The following is an 18,838-nucleotide window of genomic DNA, read 5'->3' as shown; positions in this document are numbered from 1 at the left end:
CGGGCCGGGCCTGGGGACATTCCCAGGGACAGCCCTAGGCGTCCTCGTCCGCCAGTTCCGCCACGCCCGTGATGCGGTGCAGCGGGTACGTGCGGACCTCGTCGGCCGTGTGGTCGTAGCCGGTCACGAAGCCGCCCTCGACGCGGACCGGGGCGATGACCCGCTGGCTGGCCGCGCCGTCGGCGTTGACGTAGCCGATCCAGACGGCCGAGCCGGTGAGCGCGGCGGCCTGGACGGTGGCCAGCGTCTCGGCGGCGGAGGTGCGGGGGAGTTCGCCGGCCGCCAGCGGCGCGGCGGGTTCCTTGCGCACCACCGTGGCCGCCCGGTCGCCGGCCCGGATCGCCTTGACCGCGGCCGCGAGCAGCGTCGCGTCGGGCGCGGGCGGGCCTTCCGGGACGGGTTCCGGGGCGGTGCGGGGCGGTGTGCGGTAGGCGTCGGCGCGGGTGATCAGGACGTCGCCCTCGGCGGACTCGGCGGCCGGCGCGTATCCCATCGCCCGCAGTCCTTCGAGCAGGGACGCCGGGTCCGCCTGCGCGGCGAGCACGGTCGGCGCGAGGCGGCGCAGCCGCAGGGCGGCGGCGCGCCGGTCGGCGAGGATCTCGCCGAGCACGGTGTCGTCGTCGCAGCGGACGTAGGAGGAGGCGGCGCCGACCCGCAGGTGGCCGTGCCTGCGTGCCACGTCGTCGATGAGATAGGCGAGCGGCTGCGGGACGGGCGTACGGGAGTGCGCGGTCAGGAAGTCGTGCAGGTCGGACGCGCTGCGCCCGGCGTCGAGGGCGCGGCGCACGGACGCGGGCGTGAAGCGGTAGACGGTCGCGCCGCCCTTCGACTCCACGTCGGCGAGGACGGACAGCGTGTCGGCGAGCGGGCGCCGCAGCGGGCCGGGCGCGACGGCGGTCAGGTCGGCCTGGAGCAGGACGTGGTCGACGGCCTCGGGCAGCAGCGGCGCGAGCAGCGTCGCGGCCCGGGAGGCGGCGACGGCGGGTTCGCACGGGTGCTCCTCGGCGGAGCCTTCCGCGGCGGCCTCGGCGAGCGGCAGGTTGAGCAGCGCCCGTGCGGGCGAGGCGAGCGCTCCGCGTCCGGTGACGCCGAGCAGTTCGGCCTCGTCGAGGGTCCACTGCGCGAGGGCCTCCCGCAGTTCGGCGGCCGTGTGCGGCCCCGCGGCCGCGGCGACCCGCGCGTGCACGCCGCCGGCCCCACCGGCACCCGCACCGGCACCGGCGCCCGCGGCGGCCACGCCGCCCCGCGCCGAGCCCGTGGACCAGGCGCCCGCGGACCCGGCGCCTGCGGACCCCGCGCCGCCGGACCCGGCACCGCCCGCGGCGGCCCGCGCCGAGCCCGTGGACCCCGCGCCGCCCGCGCCTGCCGGATCAGCACCGGCGGACTGGGCGGCCTTGGCGGCCTGGGCGGCCTGGGCAGGCTGGCCTCCCGCCGTCGTCGGGACGACGCGTTCGCCCGGTGCCGCGCTGCCGCGGGGCGGGCGGTCCCAGCGAAGGCGGGCCAGGAGCGCGTCGCGGTCGGCGGCGGCGCCCGGCGGGAGGGTGGCGAGCAGGGTGAGGACGCGGTGGCGGACCTCGGGAGCCGTCGCGCGGTCGAGGCCGGGGCCGAGGGCGGCCAGGGTGCGGCCCTTGGTGTCCTGGGTGCCGACCAGGCCGGGCGTGCGGGTCGCGGACAGCCAGGCGGTGGCGAGGCGGGTCCAGCGTTCCGCGGGCGGCAGGTCGAGCCAGTCGTCGTAGGCGGGCGTCGGCGCGTACCGCTCGTCCGCCTCGCCGTCGGAGGCGAGCAGCCCCGCCCCGTACGCCAGTTCAAGCCAGAACGCGGCCGTCGGCTCCGGCACGTCCAGCGCCACGGCCGTCCGCTTGAGGTCGCGTACCGACAGACCGCCCGCCCGCAGCACCTGCGGCCCGCCCTGGTCCCAGGACTTCAGCAGCTCCTCGACCGTCGCGAGCGCCGTGTACGCCTGCCCGGCCGCCGCGTTGTCCACCACCTGTGGACGGTAGTCGCGGGCCGCCGACACCACCGGCGCCACCGGCTCCGGCGCCCGGTGCGCCCGCCCGCCGCGCAGGTGCAGGGCCGCCTCGCGGGGCAGCACCAGCGTCCGCGCCGACACCGGCAGCAGCAGCCCGCGGTCGCGCAGCCAGCGCACCGGCGGCGCCGGGTCGGCCGTCACCTCCCCGTACGGCGGCCCCCACACCAGCCGGTCCAGGACCGCGAGCGCCTCGGGCGGCGCCGTGTCGAGCAGCGCCGCCATCCTCCCGCGGTCCGTGAACAGCTCCGTCAGGGCCGCCACCGCCGACACCGGGTCGTGCGTCGCGGGCAGCCCGGCCGCCGCGATGATCTCCTGGAGCCGGCCGGGCGACATGCCGGCCGTCGCCTCGGCGACCGTCGGACCGAGCCCGGTGGGCGAAGGGTGCTGCGCCGACGGCGCGAGCAGTTCCCGCGCGGTCCGTACGAGCCGCAGCCGCTCGTCGTCGCCCCACACCAGCGCCTGGGCGCGCAGCACCGCGACCGCGCGCGGCAGCGCGGCCTCGATCTCGGGATCCGCGTTCTCGCCGGTCAGCAGGCCGAGGAGGACGGGATACGGGGCGGGGTCCGGGGCCACGGCCAGCGCTTCGGCCGTCTGGAGGGTGAAGCGGTCGAGTCGTTCGAGTGCCCGGACCACCGAACCGCGCGTGCCGGCCCGGGTGGCCAGCTGCGTGAGGTCGCCGGGGACGGGCGAGAGCAGGTCGGGACGGGCGCGCAGCAGCGCGGCGAGCCCCTCGTCGCCGCCGGCGCGGAGCGCCTCCGCGAGAGTGCGCGGCGCCGTGCCGACGCCGTTTCCTTCGGGCACGTGCGCCTCCCGGTCGAGCTCACCGATCCCCATCCGCACCACGTTAGCCCCTGCGCAGGCGCTAACGTCGTGCCGTGGGGACTGAGAACGACCGGTTGGTCTTCGACTATCTGAGCCGGGTCGGCGATCTGGCGCAGCAGCGGCAGGTGCCGGCGGCCGAGCGCCGCGAGCTCGTCTCGGGCCTGCGCGACGAGATCGAACGGCGGCGCGCGGTGAAGGGCGAGGCGGTGCCGGGCATCCTCGGCGACCTGGGTTCGCCGGACGACGTCGTCGCCCGCGTGGCCCCGGAGCACCCGTCGTCCCGGGGCCGGGGCCTGTCCCCGGACGTGTCGTCGGACCCGTATCCGAAGTCGTCCCCGGCGCCGTCCTCGGATCCGGCCCCGCCCAAGGGCCCGGCCGTTCCCGAGCCGCGCACCGCGGACTGGTGGCAGGACGACGCCGGCGCCGCGGAGGCCGGAGAGGTCCGGGTGCCGGGCTTCGTCGGCGGCGTGGAGATCCCGGAGCTGCTGAAGCCTCCACCGGCCGACGAGGACGAGGACGAGGACGAGGGCAAGGGCGAGCGCGAGGGCGAGGAAGAGGAGTCGAGGGCCCCAGGTCCGGGAACGGAGCCGGAAGGAGCGCGGGGACAGGCCGGCCGGGCGCCGCGCCGGCTGCGCCTCGGCAGCCCGCTGCTCCTCGTCTCCGCCCTGCTCCTCCTCGTCGGCGCCGCACTCGGCTCGGTGCTGCCGCTCGCCGCGGGCTGGCTCCTCGCGTATTTCTCCCGGGAACGCCGTGCGGCCGCGGTCGCGATTCCCGGACTCGCCTTCACCGCCGGTGTCGTCTGGCTCTGGGGCCGGGTCGAAGGCCGCTGGGGCGCGCCGGTCGCGACGGGCGACGCCGGCATGGGCGCGGCCCTCGCCGACACCTGGCCCTGGACCCTGCGCGCCGCGGCGGTCGCCTCGGCGCTGTTCCTGCTGTGGCGGTCCCGCCGCGTCTAGGGCCCGGCGTGCAGACGATCTAGGTCGTCTGCGGGGACTCGTCGCGCAGGACCAGGTCGAGCAGGCCGGGGAAGCGGGCGTCGAATTCGGTACGGCGGAGGCGGTTGACCCGTTTGGGTCCCTGGTCGCGCTGTTCGACGAGGCCGGCCGCGCGCAGGACGGCGAAGTGGTGGCTGAGGGCCGCCTTGCCGACGGGGACGTCGAAGCTGCCGCAGGCGCGCGACCAGGTCTCGCTCGCGGCGAGTTCGCGGACGAGCGTGAGCCGTACGGGATCGGCGAGGGCGGCGAGGGCGGTGAGGACCGGAACGTCGTCGGGGTGGGTGTGTTCGGGCGCGGCCCGATGGCTGGCGGTGGTCACGTGTCCTCCCGGGCCGGAGCGCCTGGTGGTGCGGGGGTTGCCGAGTGTTCGATCCAGATCATACAGTCAGGCCCAGTGTTCGCTTTTCATTGAACAGTCGAGCGAGAGGTACGGCATGCGCGCGATCGAACTGGCGGAGTACGGCTGTCCCGAGGTCCTGAAGACCGTCGAGGCCGAGGTCCCGGAACCCGGCCCGGGCCAGGTGAGCATCGACGTGGCCTACGCGGGCGTGAACTTCGCCGACCTGAAGGCCCGCACCGAGGGCTACCGCGTCACCGCCCTGCCCTTCCGGCCCGGCCTCGAGGTCTCCGGCCGGATCCGGGCCGTCGGCGCCGGCGTCACCGGCCTCGTCGTCGGCCAGGAGGTGGCCGCCCTCACCGGTGGCGGCGGCTACGCCGAGGTGGCCGTCGCCGACGCGGTGACCGTCTTCCCGCTCCCGGCCGGCATCGACCTGCGCACTGCCGCGACCCTGCCCACCGTGCTGCCGACCGCCCAGGCCCTCGTCCACGCGGTCGGCCGGCTCCAGCCGGGCGAGACCGTCCTCGTGCACGGCGCCGCGGGCGGCGTCGGCACCGTCGTCGGCCGGCTCGCGAAGGCGGCCGGCGCGGGCGCGGTGTACGGCACGGTCTCCTCGCCCGCCAAGGCCGAGCACGCCCGCCGGCACGGCTACGACGAGCTGTTCACCGGCGACTTCGAGCGGGACCCGCGGGCCCTGGAGAAGGCGGTCCGCGCCGCGACCGGCGGGCGCGGCGTCGACCTGGTCCTCGACCCGGTCGGCGGCGAGACCCTGAAGGCCTCGCTCGCCTCCCTCGCCGTCTTCGGCCGCCTCGTCTCCTTCGGCAACGCCAGCTCCGCCGAGCCCTGGCACGTCGGCCAGCCGGAGCTCTACCCGACCGGCGTCTCCGTCTCCGGCTTCTCCGTCCTCATGCTCGCGAAGACCGGCCCCGACGCCCTGCGCGCGCTCGCCGAGCAGGCCTTCGCCAAGGTCGCGGACGGCACGGTCACGCTGCCCGTCACCGCCGAGTTCGCCCTCGCCGACGCGGCCGAGGCCCACCGCCTGATGGGCTCCCGCACCAGCACCGGCAAGCTCCTCCTCAAGGTCGCCTGAGCCCGCCGCTCAGACCCGGCCCGCCGCTGCCACCGCCGCCGGCCCGCCGCTGCCACCGCCGTCGCCGCCGGCCCGGCCCCTCGCCCGGCCCGGCCCCTCGCCGCGCCCGCTCAGGCCCGCCCCGCTCAGACCCGGTCCGCCGCCCACGGCGCGCCCGGGACCACCAGCGGCGAGCCCGTCACCGGATCCGGGACCACGACCGACTCCAGGCCGAAGACCTCCCGTACGAGATCGGCCGTGACGACCTCGGCCGGCGGGCCCTCCGCCACCACCCGGCCGGCCTTCATGGCGACGAGGTGGTCGGCGTAACGGGTGGCCTGGTTGAGGTCGTGGAGGACGACGACCACGGTGCGGCCGCGCACGTGGTTGAGCCGGCGGACCAGGTCCAGGACCTCGACCTGGTGGGCGATGTCCAGATAGGTGGTGGGCTCGTCGAGGAGCAGCAGCTCGGTCTCCTGGGCGAGCGCCATCGCGATCCACACCCGCTGGCGCTGCCCGCCGGACAGCTCGTCCACCGACCGGTGGGCCAGCGCGGTCACGTCCGTGCGTTCCATCGCGTCGACGACGGCCCGCTCGTCCTCCTCCGACCACTGCTTCCACCACGCCTGGTGCGGCTGCCGTCCCCGCGCCACCAGGTCGGCCACCGTGATGGCCTCCGGCGCCACCGGTGTCTGCGGCAGCAGCCCGATCGACCGGGCGATCCGCCGGGTCGGGATCCGCGCCAGCTCCTCGCCGTCGAGCAGGACCGCGCCGCCCCGTGGCCTGAGGAGCCGGCCCAGCGCCCGCAGCGTGGTCGACTTGCCGCACGCGTTGGGGCCGACGATCACGGTCACCTTGCCGTCCGGAATCGCCAGGTCCAGTTCGTGGACGACGGTCCGCTCCTCGTACGCGAGGGTCAGCTCCCGGGTCTCCAGCCTGCTCGGCCCGTTCACGACCTACCTCCCACTCCGCGGCTGCGCATGATCAGCCAGATCAGGTACGGGGCGCCGACCGCCGCCGTCAGGACGCCCACCGGCAGTTCGGTGGGCGAGAACAGCCGCCTGGCCAGCAGGTCGGCGAGGACCACGATCAGCGCGCCCGCGAGCGCCGAGCACAGCAGCGGGATCTGCGCGGTGCGGGTGCAGCGGCGGGCGATCTGCGGGGCGAGCAGCGCGACGAAGTCGACCGGCCCGGCCACGCCCGTCGCGACCGAGGCGAGCACCACGCCGACCGTCACGAGCCCCAGCCGGACCCGTCCGAGCCGTACGCCGAGCGCGGTCGCCGTGTCGTCGTCCAGCGACACCGTCCGCTGCGCCCGGGCCGCCCACAGCACGGCCGGCAGCAGCGCGAGGAGCGTCACCCGCAGCGGCAGCGACTCCTCCCAGCCGCGCCCGTTGAGCGAGCCGGTCATCCAGATCTGGGCCTGCTGGGCGACGAGGTAGTCGCCCTTGGTCATGACCAGGTGGGTCAGCGAGCGCAGCGCGACGGCGAAGCCGATGCCGATCAGCACGAAGCGGGTGGCGTGCAGCCCGCCGCGCCAGGCGAACGCGTACACCAGCCCGGCGGCCAGCAGACCGCCCGCGATCGACACGTAGGGGAGGACGGTGTACGAGGCGAGCCCGAAGGTCATCGCGGCGACCGTCACCGCGCCCGCGCCCTGGCTGATGCCGATGACGTCGGGGCTGGCGAGCGGGTTGCGGGCGACGGTCTGGATCAGCGCGCCCGCCACGCCGAACGCGGCGCCGGCCGCGAGCCCGGTCACCAGGCGCGGCCACCGCAGCTCCTCGACGGCGTAGCGCGCGGGCAGGCGCTCGTCGGTGAGCAGGACCTTCAGGACCTCGGAGGGCGCGGTGAAGCGTTCGCCGACGCAGAGGTACGCGACGCCGGCCGCGGCAAGCAGCAGGACGAGGCCCGCCACGACGAGGGCGGTGCGCCGGTGCACCAGGAAGGAGACGCGCCCGGCGCGCACCAGCGCGTAACCGGCGGGCCGCACGGGACGGGCCGAGCGGGTGGGCTGGGTGGGACTGGTGGGACGGGTGGGGCCGACGGGCAGGTTGCTCGCGCTCATGCCGGCACCGCCTTGCGCCGCACCAGCGCCACCAGGAACGGCACGCCGATCAGCGCCGTCATCACGCCCGCCGGCACCTCGCCCGGCGGGAACAGGACCCGGCCGACGACGTCCGACACCAGCAGCATCACCGGCCCGATCAGCGCCGCCATCGGCAGCACCCACCGGTGGTCGGAGCCGACGACCGCGCGGGCGATGTGCGGGACCGCGAGGCCGACGAACGCGATCGGCCCGGCCGCCGCCACACCGGCGCCGGTCAGCACCGTCGCGCCGGCGCCGCCCACGATCCGCACGGTCGCCACCCGCTGCCCGAGCCCCTTGGCGACGTCCTCGCCGAGCGCGAGCGCGTCGAGCCCGCGGGCGACGGACAGCACCAGCAGGGCGCCGAGCAGCAGGAAGGGCCAGATCTGGCCGACGACGTGGGTGTCGCGCCCGTCGAGCGAGCCGATCTGCCAGAACCGGAACTCGTCGAGCGCCGACGCCTTCGTCGTCAGGACGCCGGTCGTCACCGACAGCAGCAGCGCGTTGATCGCGGCGCCGCCGAGCGCGAGCTTCACGGGCGTGGCGCCGCCGCGCCCGCCGGACGCGACGGCGTAGACGGCGACGGAGGCGAGCGCGGCGCCCGCGAAGGCGAACCAGACGTAGCCGCTGAGCGCGTGCACGCCGGCGAAGGCGATGGCGAGGACGACGGCGGTCGACGCGCCCTGGCTGATGCCGAGGATGCCGGGATCGGCGATCGGGTTGCGGGTGATGCCCTGCAGGGCGGTGCCGGCCAGGGCGAGCGCCGCGCCGACCATGAGACCGATCAGGGTCCGGGGCAGCCGGAGCTGCCGCACGACCTCGGCGTCGGGACTCGTGGCGCCGTGCAGCAGCGCGTCGGCCACGGTGGCGGGAGCGATGCCCCGGGCGCCGACCGCGAGGCTGAGCAGGATCGCGAGGAGCAGGGCGACGACGGCCGCCGTGGTCGCGACGACGCGCCGCGTGGCGCGTCGTGAACGTATGGCGGACATGGACACCCATCGGTGGTACGGGCCGTGGGCCACGGTCCGCGGTCCGCGGGCCACCGCCCGGTCGCGGGGTCTACGGCCCTCGGCCCTTCAGCCCTCGGCTCGTGGTTCGTGGTTCGTGGTTCGGTAAGGCTTGGCTAAGTGTAGACAGCAGCCGTTTTCGCACACACGGGCACAATGGCCCGCATGACTTCCCGCAGCGCGCCCACCGTCGGCTTCGACCTCGACATGACGCTCATCGACTCCCGGCCCGGCATCCGGGCCGCCTACGTCGCCCTGACCGCCGAGACCGGCGTGCCGATCGACGCCGACCTGGCCGTCTCCCGGCTCGGGCCGCCGCTGGAGCACGAGATCGCCGAGTGGTTCCCGGCCGAGCAGGTGGTGGAGATGGTGGCCCGCTACCGCGCCCTCTACCCGTCGTACGCGATAGAGCCGAGCCTTCCGCTGCCCGGCGCGCGGGATGCGATTCAAGCCGTTCGTGAGGCGGGCGGCCGGACCCTGGTGGTCACCGCGAAGAACGAGCCGCACGCCAAGCTGCACCTCGCCCACCTGGGCATCGAGCCCGACGCCGTGATCGGCGGACTGTGGGCCGAGGGCAAGGCGGAGGCGCTGCGCGCGCACGGCGCCGGCGTCTACGTCGGCGACCACACCGGTGACGTGCGCGGCGCCAGGACGGCCGGCGCGCTGTCGGTCGCGGTGGCCACCGGGCCGTGCGGTGCCGAAGAGCTGCGGGCGGCCGGCGCGGACGTCGTCCTCGCCGACCTGACGGACTTCCGCCCCTGGTGGGAGGGCTACCGGGGCTGAGCCGTCGCCGCCTGGACGGCGCGGGCGCGGCGGCGGCCGGCGGCGATCGAGCGCAGCACGCCGGCGGCGGCGATCAGGAAGCCGACGCCCATCAGCATCGACACCAGATACGCGACCGTCGGGAACGGGTCGGTGCCGACGAACAGCGGAGCGACCGTGACCAGGGTCGCGACGGCGCCGACGATGAACACGATCGCGCCGGCGCGGACGAGGCCGTCACCCGGCGCGCTGTCGTCCGACGGGGCCGTGGGGGTTTCACTACGCATTCGGCCAGGGTAGTTCCCAGGCCGGAGGAACGGACCGGCGACGTCTTGTCACCGGGCCGTGGCCCATTAGCCTTGATGCCCGCGGGTCGGTGACCCGCTGTATCTGTTTAATCTCTCTCATCACATCAATCCGCACACGGAGCCGGGATCCCGGCGCACCCATCGAGTACGAGGACGAGGACGGACGTGCCTACCGGCAAGGTCAAATGGTTCAACAGCGAGAAGGGCTTCGGCTTTCTCTCCCGCGATGACGGCGGCGACGTCTTCGTGCACTCGTCGGTGCTCCCCGCCGGAGTCGACGCCCTCAAGCCGGGGCAGCGCGTCGAGTTCGGTGTGGTCGCCGGCCAGCGCGGTGACCAGGCGCTTTCCGTCACGGTCCTGGACCCGACGCCGTCCGTCGCCGCGGCACAGCGCCGTAAGCCCGACGAACTGGCGTCCATCGTGCAGGACCTGACCACGCTCCTGGAGAACATCACGCCGATGCTGGAGCGCGGCCGGTATCCCGACAAGGTGCACGGCAAGAAGATCGCGGGCCTGCTGCGGGCGGTCGCGGACCAGCTCGACGTCTAGCCGCGCCCCGGTCGTCCCGCCCCGGTCGTCCCGCCCCGGTCGTCCCGCCCCGGCCGAGCCCGGGGACGGTGCGAGGACGTGACTACGGGAACTTCAGCGCGTCCGGGCCGAGGGGCGGTACGAGCCCCTCGGCCGCGGCGCGCGTGAGCAGCCCGCGCACCGCCGCGTAGCCGGTCTCGCCGAGCCCGGCGGTGAACTCGTTGACGTAGAGACCGATGTGCTGGTCGGCCACCTTCGGGTCCATCTCCTGCGCGTGCTCGAGTACGTACGGCCGGGAGGCGGTCGGGTCGTCCCAGGCCATCCGGACCGAGGTCCGCGCCGACTCGGCGAGCAGCCGCAGCGTGTCCTCGCCCAGCGAGCGCCGGGCGACGATCGCGCCGAGCGGGATGGGCAGGCCGGTGGTGTGCTCCCAGTGCTCGCCCATGTCGGCGAGCGCGTGCAGCCCGTACGCCTGGTAGGTGAAGCGGGCCTCGTGGATGACGAGCCCGGCGTCGACCTTGCCGTCGCGCACGGCCGGCATGATCTCGTGGAACGGCAGCACGACGACCTCGCCGACGCCGCCCGGGACGGTGTCCGCCGCCCACAGCCGGAACAGCAGATAGGCCGTCGAACGCTCGCTCGGCACCGCCACCGTCTTCCCGGTCAGGTCGAGACCGGGCTCCCGGCTGAGCACCAGCGGCCCGCAGCCGCGCCCCAGGGCGCCGCCACAGGGCAGCAGGGCGTAGTCGTCGAGGATCCAGGGCAGCACCGCGTACGAGACCTTCAGGACGTCGTACGCGCCCTCGCCGCGCTCGGCCCACCCGTTGGTGAGGTCGATGTCGGCGAAGGTCACGTCGAGGCGCGGGGCGCCGGGGACGCGGCCGTGGGCCCAGGCGTCGAAGACGAAGGTGTCGTTGGGGCAGGGCGAGTAGGCGATCTTCAGTTTCACTGCGGGATTCCCTCGAGGTCCACGAAGACGGTGTGGCTGAGCAGCCGGAAGGCCTGCCGGAGCGCGGCCAGCGCGTCGCCGATCCGCCAGGCGGCGCGGTCGCGCGGGCCGACGGCGTTCGAGACGGCGCGGATCTCGGCGACGGGCACGCCGAACGCGGCGGCGGCCTCCGCCACGCCGAAGCCCTCCATCGCCTCGGCGACGGCGCCCGGATGACGTTCCGCCAGCTCGGCGGCCCGTCCGGCGGTCCCGGTCACGGTCGACACGGTGAGCACCGGCCCCACGGCGTACCGGACGGCGTCCTTCGCCAGCGCGTCGGCGACCGCACCGACGAGCCCGGCCCGGGGCCGGTGCACCGAGCGCCCGAATCCGAGCTCCTCCACGGCCAGATAGCCGTCCTGCGTCTGGGCGCCGAGATCGGCCGCGACGACGGCGTCGGCGACGACGACCGCCCCGAGCGGCGCGCCCGGCGGGAAGCCGCCGGCGATGCCCGCGGAGACGACGAGGTCGTACGGGACGGGGCGCGCGGCGCCGGCGGGGAGGGCCGCGGTGGTCGGGGCCGTGGTCGTGGCCGTCGCGGCGGTCAGGGCCGCGGTCGTGGCCGTCGCGGCGGCCGCGGGGCCCACGCCGGCGGCCAGGACGTCGACGACCCGCAGGTCGGAGACGTGGCGGCGCAGGACGAAGCCGCCGGGAAGCGGGACCTCGCCCCAGCCGGTTTCCGGAGCGTCCTGGCCGAGGCCGGCGGCGACGGAGTCGGCCTCCGCCGCCACGGCCGTCACGACCAGGACACGGGGGATCCGGGTCAGGACTGCTTCTTCAGCTCGAAGGACCAGATGCCCTTCACTTCCTTGTCCTTCGTCTCGACGAGCGTGACCGTGGTCTTGTCGGTCGACTCGCCCGTCTGGCTGGCGAAGAACGCGCTGGCCGGGATGGACCGGTAGGTCTTCTTGAACGGCTCCGGCTCGGCGTTCTGGCCGTTGAGGAAGATCGTCCAGCCGTTGTCGGCGACCTCCGGGTCCACGCCGAAGCGGACCTTGTCGGAGGGGTCGACGGAGATGGTCTTCTCCGCCTTCTTGTTCAGGCAGGAGGTGATCTGCTTCTGGTCGAGCGCATCGCCGCCGTTGTAACAGGCTGCCTCGGAGCTCACCGAGTCGGACCCGACCGTCACGGTCGCGCGCGGCGTCGGCTTGTCGCAGGCGGAGAGGACGAGGAGCCCGGCGGAGACGGCCCCGAGGGCGACGACGGCCCGGCGGCGCTTGCGGGAGGTGAACGCAACGGTCATGGGCCGAAGGCTATCGGGCCTCCGCGCCCGCGCCACGCGGGGGTACGGCGTGCCGCCCTACACACCCCCTACGCCGCCCACGCCGCCACCGGCCGCCCCGGGCCAGCCGCCCCGGCCACTCCGGCCGCCAGGCCGGACACCCCCCCAGGCGGTGTCCGGCCTGATCGGCAGGACACCGCCTAGGCCAGCCGGGCCTTCGAGGACTGGCCACGGCGCCGCTGACGGCGGGCCGCCGCCAGCAGGCCGCGGACCGAGAACAGCGCGCCGAGGCCCAGGATCCCGGCCGCCACCGACATCCCCAGCGTGCCGTTCAGCGGCAGCGCGATGCCGATCGCGCCGCCCACCACCCACGCCATCTGCAGCGCCGTCTCCGAACGGGCGAACGCCGACGTCCGCACCGCCTCCGGCACGTCGCGCTGGATCAGCGCGTCGAGCGACAGCTTCGACAGGGCCTGCGTCAGGCCCGCCACCGCCCCGAGCACCGCCACCATCAGGCCGCCGAAGAACACCGCCGTCAGGACCGCGGTGGCGAGCACCACCGACAGCATCGTGGCGATGATCACTTCAGGACCGTGGCCCCGGTCCCGCAGCAGCGAGCCGACGGCCGTCCCGCAGGCGTTCCCGACGCCCGCCGCCACGCCCACGATGCCGAGCGACACCGCCGCGCTCTGCCCCGACAGCGGGTGCACCCGCAGCAGGAACGCCAGGAAGAAGATCAGGAAACCCGACAGCATGCGCTGCGAGGCGTTCGCCTGCAGGCCGTGCAGCACGGCCGGGCCCACCGTCCGCAGACTCGGCCGCTTCTCGCCGTGCGTCAGCAGATGGGCCCGCCGCTCACCCTTCGCCGAGTCCACCTTGGGCGGCATCCGCAGCGCCCAGAACGTGCCCAGCAGGAACAGCGCGCACGCCCCGTACAGCGGCCAGCCCGGGCCGACCATCTGCAGCCCGGCGCCGATCGGCGCGGCGATGCCGGTGGCGACGAGGCCCGCGAGCGTCACCCGCGAGTTCGCCTTCACGAGCGAGAAGTGCGGTGGCAGGAGCCGCGGTACGACGGCGCTGCGCACCACGCCGTACGCCTTCGAGGCCACCAGGACGCCGAGCGCCGCCGGATAGAGCTGCAGGCCGCCCGTGGCGACCGCGGTGGACATCAGGACGGCGAGCACCGCCCGGGTCAGCATCGCGCCCGCCATCGCCGCGCGGCGGCCGTGCGGGATCCGGTCGAGGAGCGGCCCGATGACCGGCGCGAGGAGGACGAAGGGGGCCATGGTGACGGCGAGGTAGAGCGCGACCCGGCCGCGCGCCTCGTCCGTCGGCACGGAGAAGAAGACGGTGGAGGCGAGCGCGACGGTGATCATGACGTCGCCGGCGCCGTTGACGGCGTGCAGCTCGATCAGCTTCCCGAGCCCCGATTCACCCGCCCCGTGCGCGTGCGTGGCCTTCCTGATGCCCCGCGCCGTGCCGGTGAACGGCAGGTGCAGGGCGCGCCCGACTTTCCGGCCCGCTCGGCTGAGCGGCCCGGCAGGATCGTGGGATCGTGCGGAAGACCGTGCGGCTGCCACTCCGTCATAGTGCCCCACGCTTCCCCGTACGAACCGGTGGCGGGGCCCGGCGCGGCTCGTACGCGGCCTGGCGCCCGGCCCGTACGGACCCGGTGCCCGGGCGCGTCGCGGGCCGGTACAAGGTCCCGTACAAGGGCCCGTTTACGGTTCCTCGGCCCCGTTCCTCGGTTTTCCTCGGTCCGCGATGCGGGCCACTTGGGGCGCGCAGGTGGGCTGAGCGCTGCGAACGGGGTAGCGTGCGTAGCGCGCCACCGGCGGATGTTCTCGGCCGCGCGCCTCTTCGGCATCCCGCAGAATGGATGACGATAGGTGTGCCCGAGACACGCGAGAACCGTCGGGCGTGGACGTCGATGCGGCCCTCTGGTCCGCTCCGCCCACCGCCCAGGACTTCGCTCCCGCTCCTCGGCCGGCGCACCCGTGAGACGGCGTAGGAGAGAAGCGAGACCTGTGAGTGCTGCGACGACGCGAAGCCGTACCCCGCGTACCCCGCGAGCCACGCGTACCCCGGACCGCCTGTGCGTCGAGGCGGTAGACCTCGCGAGGGAGGCGGCCGACGAGGCGGCCGCGCCCGGCGTCGTCGGGGAGCACGTCGAGGCGGTCGCCGAGGGCGACCGGGTCGTCACGCACTTCTTCGAGTGCAAGGAGCCCGGCTACCGCGGCTGGCGGTGGGCGGTCACCGTCACCCGGGCCTCCCGCGCCAAGAACGTCACCCTCGACGAAACCGTCCTGCTGCCCGGACCCGACGCGCTCCTCGCGCCCGAGTGGGTGCCGTGGAGCGAACGGCTGCGGCCGGGCGACATGGGCCCGGGCGACCTGCTGCCGACCGAGCAGGACGACCTGCGCCTGGAGCCCGGCTACTCCGGCGAGGACGCGCCGCCGCCGAACTCGGCCGTCTCGGAGGAGATGGAGGAGCACCTCGACGTCGAGGACGCCGAGATCACCTCCCGCACGCCGTCGCGCGGCGCGATCGCCGCGGTCGCCGAGGAACTCGGCATGCGGCGGGCACGGGTCCTGTCGCGGTACGGGCTGCACGTGGCCGCGGACCGCTGGGACGAGGCCTTCGGGGCGAAGACGCCGATGGCGCAGGCGGCGCCGGCGAGCTGCGTGTCCTGCGCGTTCCTGGTGCCGCTGGCCGGGTCCCTGAAGCAGGCGTTCGGTGTGTGCGCCAACGAGTTCTCGCCGGCGGACGGGCGGGTCGTCTCGCTGTCCTACGGCTGCGGCGGGCACTCGGAGGCGGCGGTCATGCCGAAGCCGCCGCGGCCGGCGCCGCCGGTGCTGGACTCGATCTCGGCGGACGAGTTTCCGCTGCGGCCGGCGAGGGATTCGGGCTCCACGACGGAACCCGACACCACCTCCGAAGACCTGGGCCACTCCTAGGCCCCCGCGGCCCCATGCCCGTCGCCACCTCCGTTGTGGGCATTCGTTCCGCTGGGGCGGAACGGGTGGGCACAACGGACGGCCCCCCTTGCCGGGCCTAGGCTTCCGGGCCCTGACCCGCACCCGGAGCGCGGCGTCCGTGGGGTGCCGGTTCAGGCGCAGGTGCGGAACGCGCCCGCAAGGGCGCCGTCCCGTGTGCCCACCCGTCCCGCCCCAGCGGGACGAATGCCCACACGGAGGTGGGCCGGGGGCGCCGCGCAAGCGGGCGCGGCCCGCACGGGGGTGGGCCGGGGGCGCCGCGCAAGCAGGCGCGGCCCGCACGGGGCGCGGGCGACGTTTCGGCAGGCGCGGCGCACGTGGTGGCGGGGGCCCGGGATCGTGGCGGGACGTGCCCCGGCGGTGGGGGCCGCCCGCGGCGCGGTACCTTCGGGCCCCGGCCAGATCCCCGTCCCGCAGAGTGGAGTCAGACGTGAGCGTCAGCGTCAGGACGTCGACCGACGGCGCCGACCCCTTCGGTACCGCACGGCTCCGCAGAGGCGTGCTCGACTCCTGGGGCGCGGGTCCCGCCCGCTTCCGGGAGGACGCCAACGCCGAGGAGGACCTGGTCCTCGGCGGCTACCGCGACCGCCTCGTCGTCGAACTCGCCCAGAACGCCGCCGACGCCGCCCGCCGCGCCGGCGTCACCGGTCGTTTCCGGCTCACGCTGCACCCGGCGGACGCCGACGGCCCGGCCGTCCTCGCCGCCGCCAACACCGGCGCCCCGCTGGACGCGGCCGGCGTCGAGTCCCTGTCGACGCTGCGGGCCTCGGCCAAGCGGACCGAGCACGACGGCGGCGCCGTCGGCCGCTTCGGCGTCGGTTTCGCCGCGGTGCTCGCCGTCTCCGACGAGCCGGCCGTCCTCGGCCGCCACGGCGGTGTCCGCTGGTCCCTCGCGGAGGCCCGTGAGCTGGCCGCCGAGACCGCCAGGCACAGCCCGGGCCTCGGCGACGAGCTGCGCCGCCGCGACGGCCACGTACCGCTGCTGCGGCTCCCGCTGCCCGCCGAGGGCACCGCGCCCGAGGGCTACGACACGGTCGTGGTGCTGCCGTTGCGGGACTCCGCCGCCGTCGACCTGGCCGAACGGCTGCTCGACTCCGTCGACGACGCGCTGCTCCTCACGCTGCCCGGCCTGACCGAGGTGGTCGTGGAGACCGAGGCGGGCGTCCGCACCCTCACCCGTACCGAAGCGGACGGCTACGTCCACATCGCCGACTCCGCGGACCCCGCGCCCGGCGCCCGCCGCTGGCGGACCGTCAGCCACGGCGGCCCGCTCGACCCGGCGCTCCTGAAGGACCGCCCGGTCGAGGAGCGCCTGCGCCCGCACTGGTCGGTCACCTGGGCCGTACCGGTCGACGCGGACGGCGCGCCGCAGTACCCGCGCACCACGCCCGTCGTGCACGCGCCGACGCCGACCGACGAGCCGCTCGGCATTCCCGCCCTGCTCATCGCGTCGTTCCCGCTCGACACCGCCCGCCGCCATCCGGCGCCCGGGCCGCTCACGGACTTCCTGGTCGACCGGGCGGGCGAGGCGTACGCCGAGCTGCTCGGCGAGTGGCGGCCGGTGAGCACCGGCACGCTGGACCTGGTGCCCGGCCCGCTCGGCAAGGGCGTCCTCGACGGTGCGCTGCGCGCCGCCGTCCTGGACCGGCTGCCGCGGGTCGCGTTCCTGGCCCCGGCCACCGCGTCGGAGGAGCTGCCCGCGCTGCGGCCGATCGAGGCGGAGGTGGTGGAGGGCGCGGGCGCCGGGACGGTGTCGGTGCTGGCCGAGGTCTTTCCGACGCTGCTGCCGGCGGGCCTGGAGCGCCGGGCCGAGCTGCGGACGCTCGGTGTGGGCCGGCTGCCGCTGACGGAGGCGATCGACCGTCTGGCGGGCGTGGACCGTTCGCCGCGGTGGTGGTGGCGGCTGTACGACTCGCTCGCGGGCGTCGACCCGGACCGCCTGACGGGCCTGCCGGTGCCGCTGATGTCCGCGGAGGCCGAGGCCCCGGCCGTCGACGCCGTGATGGCCGGAGCGGACGAGGTGCCGGCGGACGAGGTGCCGGGGGCCGAGGAGGAGGCGGCGCCGCCCGCGGCTCCCGTCCGCACCACCATCGGCCCGCGCCAGGTCCTCCTGCCGCAGGCCCACACGCCCGTCGACCTCACCCGGCTCGGACTGAAGGTCGCCCACCCGGACGCCGCCCACCCGATCCTGGAGAAGCTGGGCGCCGTGCCGGCGACGCCGCGGGCGGTACTGACCACGCCGCAGGTGCGGGCGGCGGTCGCCGCGTCGCTCGACGCCGGCGAGATCTGGGACGAGGACGCCGACACGCCGGACGCGGAGGAACTCGCCGAGACCGTCCTCGCCCTCGTACGGGACGCGGAGCTCGCTCCCGGTGACGAGCCCTGGCTCGGGGCGCTGGCGCTGCCCGACGAGGACGGGGAGCCGGCGCCGGCCGGGGAGCTCGTGATGCCCGGTTCGGCGTTCGCGTCGGTGATGCGGGAGGGCGAGCTGGCCCTGGTCGACGCCGAGTTCGCCGAGCGCTGGGGCGAGCAGCCGCTCGCCGCCTGCGGCGTCCTGGCCAACTTCCAGCTGGTGCGGGCCACCGACCTGGTCCTCGATCCGGACGAACTGGAGCCGCGCGAGGGCGACTTCGCGGAGCCCGACGACGCCGGGCTGCTCGACGCCGTCGACGTGTGGTGCGAGGACGTCCTTGACCGGCTGCCCGAGACGCCGGTGCCGCCGGTGGCGACCGAGATCGTCGCCGTACGGGACCTGGACCTGGTCGACGACGACGCCTGGCCGCAGGCGCTGGCCCTGCTGGCGCAGCCGCCGCTGCGGGACGCGCTGACGCAGCCGGTGCGGGTGCTGCTGCCGGACGGCACGACCGAGACCGTACGGCCGTACACCGCCTGGTGGCTGCGTGACCATCCCGTCCTGGACGGCCGCCGCCCCGCCGGACTGCGCGCGGCCGGCACGGATCCGCTGCTCATCGGCCTGTACGACTCCGCCGACGCGACCGGCTTCGAGGACGAGCAGGTGCTGCGGGCGCTCGGCGTACGGACGTCGGTGGCCGCGCTGCTCGACGAGCCGGGCGGGGCCGCCGAACTCCTCGGCCGGCTCGCCGACCCGGACCGTCAGGTGTCGGGCGCCCAGCTGCACGCGCTGTACACGGCTCTCGCCGATCTCGACCCGGAGCAGGTCACGCTGCCCGACGAGCTGCGCGCGGTCGTCGACGGCGCGCTGGTCGTCGTCGACGCGGCCGACGCGCTGGTCGCCGACGCGCCCGACCTGCTGCCGCTCGCCGGTGACCTGCCGCTGCTGCCCGTCGCACCGTCGCGGGCCGCGGACCTGGCCGAGCTGTTCCAGGTGCGCCGCCTGAGCGAGGCGGTCGAGGCCGAGGTGACGACGGTGGGCGAGGAGCACGAGGTGCCGTCCGCGGTGGCCGCGCTGCTCGGTCCGGCGACGCCCGCCACGTACATCGAGCACGAGGAACTCCTGGCGGCCGGCGTCGAGCTCGACTGGCGCCGCACTCCCGACGGCGTCATCCACGCCGCCACTCTGGAGGGCGTCGCGGCGGGCCTGGCCTGGGCCGCGGGTCAGTGGCCGCGCCGTTTCGAGGTGGCGGCCCTGCTCGAGGACCCGTCACGGACGGCGGAACTCGCCCGCGACCGCTGGTTCGACTGACCCGGCGCGGCGCGGCGCGGCA

Annotated in this window: 16 protein-coding genes; 6 read left to right on the top strand and 10 right to left on the bottom strand. The window is 75.7% G+C overall.

Translation table 11 applies throughout. The annotated features are described in order from the left end of the window. Positions 1 to 34: 34 nt before the first annotated feature. Positions 35 to 2,863 (bottom strand): helicase-associated domain-containing protein, encoded by a 2,829-nt coding sequence (locus ACIGO8_RS17455; protein WP_399730725.1) that lies wholly within the window; start codon positions 2,861 to 2,863, stop codon positions 35 to 37. A 41-nt stretch (positions 2,864 to 2,904) separates the two neighbouring features. Here ACIGO8_RS17455 and ACIGO8_RS17450 point away from each other — a divergent pair, with 41 nt between their 5' ends. Further along, complete coding sequence (locus tag ACIGO8_RS17450; RefSeq protein WP_399730722.1) at positions 2,905 to 3,807, top strand: hypothetical protein; 903 nt, start codon at positions 2,905 to 2,907, stop codon at positions 3,805 to 3,807. Positions 3,808 to 3,826: 19 nt separating this feature from the next. Here ACIGO8_RS17450 and ACIGO8_RS17445 read toward each other — a convergent pair whose 3' ends face one another. Next, positions 3,827 to 4,165, bottom strand: coding sequence for an ArsR/SmtB family transcription factor (locus ACIGO8_RS17445; protein ID WP_399730719.1), 339 nt, complete (start codon positions 4,163 to 4,165; stop codon positions 3,827 to 3,829). 115 nt (positions 4,166 to 4,280) lie between these two features. On the opposite strand from ACIGO8_RS17445, the gene ACIGO8_RS17440 reads away from it, so the two are divergent. After that, positions 4,281 to 5,273: a zinc-binding alcohol dehydrogenase family protein gene (locus tag ACIGO8_RS17440; RefSeq protein ID WP_399730717.1), complete on the top strand. Its 993-nt coding sequence runs from the start codon at positions 4,281 to 4,283 to the stop codon at positions 5,271 to 5,273. Positions 5,274 to 5,398: 125 nt separating this feature from the next. Here the strand turns inward: ACIGO8_RS17440 and ACIGO8_RS17435 are convergent, their stop codons facing one another. From ACIGO8_RS17435 to ACIGO8_RS17425, 3 genes are read right to left on the bottom strand one after another with little or no spacing between them, the layout of a single operon-like run. Beyond that, positions 5,399 to 6,205 (bottom strand): ABC transporter ATP-binding protein, encoded by an 807-nt coding sequence (locus tag ACIGO8_RS17435; protein WP_399730714.1) that lies wholly within the window; start codon positions 6,203 to 6,205, stop codon positions 5,399 to 5,401. After that, positions 6,202 to 7,320, bottom strand: coding sequence for a FecCD family ABC transporter permease (locus ACIGO8_RS17430; protein ID WP_399730712.1), 1,119 nt, complete (start codon positions 7,318 to 7,320; stop codon positions 6,202 to 6,204). The genes ACIGO8_RS17435 and ACIGO8_RS17430 overlap by 4 nt, the downstream gene beginning before the upstream one ends. After that, on the bottom strand, positions 7,317 to 8,330 hold the full coding sequence (locus ACIGO8_RS17425) for a FecCD family ABC transporter permease (RefSeq protein ID WP_399730709.1): 1,014 nt from the start codon (positions 8,328 to 8,330) through the stop codon (positions 7,317 to 7,319). The genes ACIGO8_RS17430 and ACIGO8_RS17425 overlap by 4 nt, the downstream gene beginning before the upstream one ends. Before the next feature lie 183 nt (positions 8,331 to 8,513). On the opposite strand from ACIGO8_RS17425, the gene ACIGO8_RS17420 reads away from it, so the two are divergent. Next, the gene (locus ACIGO8_RS17420; RefSeq protein WP_399730706.1) at positions 8,514 to 9,131 is read left to right on the top strand and encodes an HAD family hydrolase; all 618 of its coding nucleotides are present in this window, start codon (positions 8,514 to 8,516) and stop codon (positions 9,129 to 9,131) included. On the opposite strand, the gene ACIGO8_RS17415 is transcribed toward ACIGO8_RS17420, so the two are convergent. Then, on the bottom strand, positions 9,119 to 9,397 hold the full coding sequence (locus tag ACIGO8_RS17415) for a hypothetical protein (RefSeq protein ID WP_399730703.1): 279 nt from the start codon (positions 9,395 to 9,397) through the stop codon (positions 9,119 to 9,121). The two genes, ACIGO8_RS17420 and ACIGO8_RS17415, sit on opposite strands and share 13 nt — an antisense overlap. A gap of 186 nt (positions 9,398 to 9,583) precedes the next feature. On the opposite strand from ACIGO8_RS17415, the gene ACIGO8_RS17410 reads away from it, so the two are divergent. Beyond that, positions 9,584 to 9,967, top strand: a complete 384-nt coding sequence (locus ACIGO8_RS17410) for a cold-shock protein (protein ID WP_031073201.1) — start codon at positions 9,584 to 9,586, stop codon at positions 9,965 to 9,967. Positions 9,968 to 10,049: 82 nt separating this feature from the next. Here ACIGO8_RS17410 and ACIGO8_RS17405 read toward each other — a convergent pair whose 3' ends face one another. The 4 genes from ACIGO8_RS17405 to ACIGO8_RS17390 form a co-directional block, all read right to left on the bottom strand. Further along, on the bottom strand, positions 10,050 to 10,895 hold the full coding sequence (locus ACIGO8_RS17405; RefSeq protein ID WP_399730700.1) for a 1,4-dihydroxy-6-naphthoate synthase: 846 nt from the start codon (positions 10,893 to 10,895) through the stop codon (positions 10,050 to 10,052). Next, a complete protein-coding gene (locus ACIGO8_RS17400) occupies positions 10,892 to 11,674 on the bottom strand; it encodes a futalosine hydrolase (protein WP_399730698.1) in 783 nt (260 codons plus the stop codon). The genes ACIGO8_RS17405 and ACIGO8_RS17400 overlap by 4 nt, the downstream gene beginning before the upstream one ends. Positions 11,675 to 11,697: 23 nt before the next feature. Further along, positions 11,698 to 12,177, bottom strand: coding sequence for a DUF2771 domain-containing protein (locus tag ACIGO8_RS17395; RefSeq protein WP_399730696.1), 480 nt, complete (start codon positions 12,175 to 12,177; stop codon positions 11,698 to 11,700). A gap of 179 nt (positions 12,178 to 12,356) precedes the next feature. Then, the gene (locus tag ACIGO8_RS17390) at positions 12,357 to 13,736 is read right to left on the bottom strand and encodes an MFS transporter (RefSeq protein WP_399730692.1); all 1,380 of its coding nucleotides are present in this window, start codon (positions 13,734 to 13,736) and stop codon (positions 12,357 to 12,359) included. A 447-nt stretch (positions 13,737 to 14,183) separates the two neighbouring features. Between ACIGO8_RS17390 and ACIGO8_RS17385 the strand changes: the two genes are divergently transcribed. Both ACIGO8_RS17385 and ACIGO8_RS17380 read left to right on the top strand, forming a co-directional pair. Beyond that, positions 14,184 to 15,113: a DUF3027 domain-containing protein gene (locus ACIGO8_RS17385; protein ID WP_399730690.1), complete on the top strand. Its 930-nt coding sequence runs from the start codon at positions 14,184 to 14,186 to the stop codon at positions 15,111 to 15,113. A 469-nt stretch (positions 15,114 to 15,582) separates the two neighbouring features. After that, complete coding sequence (locus ACIGO8_RS17380; protein ID WP_399730687.1) at positions 15,583 to 18,816, top strand: sacsin N-terminal ATP-binding-like domain-containing protein; 3,234 nt, start codon at positions 15,583 to 15,585, stop codon at positions 18,814 to 18,816. The last annotated feature ends 22 nt before the right edge of the window (positions 18,817 to 18,838 follow it).

The organism is Streptomyces sp. NPDC053493 (assembly GCF_044544825.1).
Lineage (GTDB): Bacteria > Actinomycetota > Actinomycetes > Streptomycetales > Streptomycetaceae > Streptomyces.
Note: the sequence above shows the minus strand (reverse complement) of the source record. Positions and strands in the feature narration are given on the sequence as shown.

Excerpts from the sequence above, each read along its gene's own strand:
- ACIGO8_RS17395 (WP_399730696.1), bottom strand. The coding sequence starts at position 12,177 with ATGACCGTTGCGTTCACCTCCCGCAAGCGCCGCCGGGCCGTCGTCGCC.
- ACIGO8_RS17420 (WP_399730706.1), top strand. The coding sequence starts at position 8,514 with ATGACTTCCCGCAGCGCGCCCACCGTCGGCTTCGACCTCGACATGACG.
- ACIGO8_RS17425 (WP_399730709.1), bottom strand. The coding sequence starts at position 8,330 with ATGTCCGCCATACGTTCACGACGCGCCACGCGGCGCGTCGTCGCGACC.
- ACIGO8_RS17430 (WP_399730712.1), bottom strand. The coding sequence starts at position 7,320 with ATGAGCGCGAGCAACCTGCCCGTCGGCCCCACCCGTCCCACCAGTCCC.
- ACIGO8_RS17455 (WP_399730725.1), bottom strand. The coding sequence starts at position 2,863 with ATGGGGATCGGTGAGCTCGACCGGGAGGCGCACGTGCCCGAAGGAAAC.
- ACIGO8_RS17415 (WP_399730703.1), bottom strand. The coding sequence starts at position 9,397 with ATGCGTAGTGAAACCCCCACGGCCCCGTCGGACGACAGCGCGCCGGGT.
- ACIGO8_RS17440 (WP_399730717.1), top strand. The coding sequence starts at position 4,281 with ATGCGCGCGATCGAACTGGCGGAGTACGGCTGTCCCGAGGTCCTGAAG.